The organism is Amycolatopsis sp. NPDC003676 (assembly GCF_053587275.1).
On record NZ_JBSFNS010000325.1, the window covers coordinates 1 to 1,282 of the forward strand.

A 1,282-nucleotide genomic window follows, 5' to 3' on the forward strand; every position below is an offset into this window, starting at 1 on the left:
AGTGCGGACGGATCTGGTGTCGCGAGTGGACAGCGCGACCGGGACCGCGTTCATCATGGTGTCGCCGGACGGCGAGAACTCCATTGTTGTCGAGCAGCGAGTTCAGCTTGTCGCCGTATTCCGGGAGCAGCGAGGCCAGCTGCCACGCCGATACCACCAGCGCCAGGCCGATCCCGAGCAGAATCCCCACCACCGCGAGCAGGGCGATGATCATCCCCACCCACGTCGGCCACCCGCGCCGCTGCGCCCACCCCTGCAGCGGCTGCACCGCGATGGTGAGCATGAGGGCGAGGAAGACCGGTCCGACGATGCCCGAGAAGACTTTCAGACCCGCGATCGCGACGACGCCGGCGGCCAGCGACAGCAGCACGATCAGTCCGCGGGGAATCGACCAGGACGGCGCCACGGCACCCGTGCTCGGCTCGGACATCGACACTCCCTCGGTCTGGTGAACACCGCCGGAGAAGACTTCGCGCGGTGTCGCACAGTCCTCCGGGACCGACGCTAGGGAGCGAACGGGCCGCGCACATCGCCCGTTCTGGGTGAAGTGTGGCTAGGCCGTCTTCATCTGCGGGCCCGGTGGCGGCGCGGTCGTGCGCCTGCCGAGTCTGCCGATCGCCCAGAAGACCAGCTCCACCACCCAGAACAGCCACAGCGCCACTGTCACCACGACCACCGGCACCGCCAGGAACAGCAGCGACGGCACCGCGATGAGAATCCAGCGCGCGATGTCACCGGGTGTCGCGCCGCGCAGGTGACTGCCCAGACGCACTGCGGCCCACATCATCCAGCGGCGCGGCGTCGAGACCGCGAACTCGTGCAGGCAGCGGCGGAAGATGCCGTCGGCGTCGGCGCGGCTGACCGTGCCGGTGCGGCACAGGTAGTCGTGCAGGATCGCGGCCCTGGTGTAGGCGCCGTAGCGCGGGATCAGCCAGACCAGTGCCCGTGGCACCGAGGCGAAATCGGTGCGGAAGCCGGCCGGGACCGTGAAGGTCTGTACCGCACCCTGATACGTGAGCGGCTCGATCAGCCGCCAGAATGTCGCGTCCAGCTCCTCGACGACCGGACCGCCTCCGATGAACCCCACGACCCACTCCTCCCGAGCCGTCCACCTGCCGATATCGGCGATGGTAGCGCCGGTCAGGGGCGCGGGCCGCGCTCAGACGCGCGGTTGCGGACTCGAATCGAAATCGCCGCTGGGACGATATTCCTCGGCCGGTCCGGCCACCGGATAGTCGTCGAATTCGGCCGGTCGCAGGTCGCCGAGCAGGCCCGCCGAGCC

At 69.3% G+C, this 1,282-nt stretch carries 1 protein-coding gene and 2 pseudogenes; 1 reads left to right on the forward strand and 2 read right to left on the reverse strand.

Annotation, left to right across the window (positions count from 1 at the left end; genetic code table 11):
• Positions 1-91, forward strand: a pseudogene (locus ACWDNU_RS46120) (ribokinase); the annotation flags it as partial.
• A 48-nt stretch (positions 92-139) separates the two neighbouring features.
• Here ACWDNU_RS46120 and ACWDNU_RS46125 read toward each other — a convergent pair.
• Both ACWDNU_RS46125 and ACWDNU_RS46130 read right to left on the reverse strand, forming a co-directional pair.
• A pseudogene (locus tag ACWDNU_RS46125) lies at positions 140-430 on the reverse strand (AI-2E family transporter); the annotation flags it as partial.
• Between the two features lie 123 nt (positions 431-553).
• On the reverse strand, positions 554-1,087 hold the full coding sequence (locus tag ACWDNU_RS46130; protein WP_355283157.1) for a DUF1353 domain-containing protein: 534 nt from the start codon (positions 1,085-1,087) through the stop codon (positions 554-556).
• Positions 1,088-1,282: the final 195 nt, after the last annotated feature.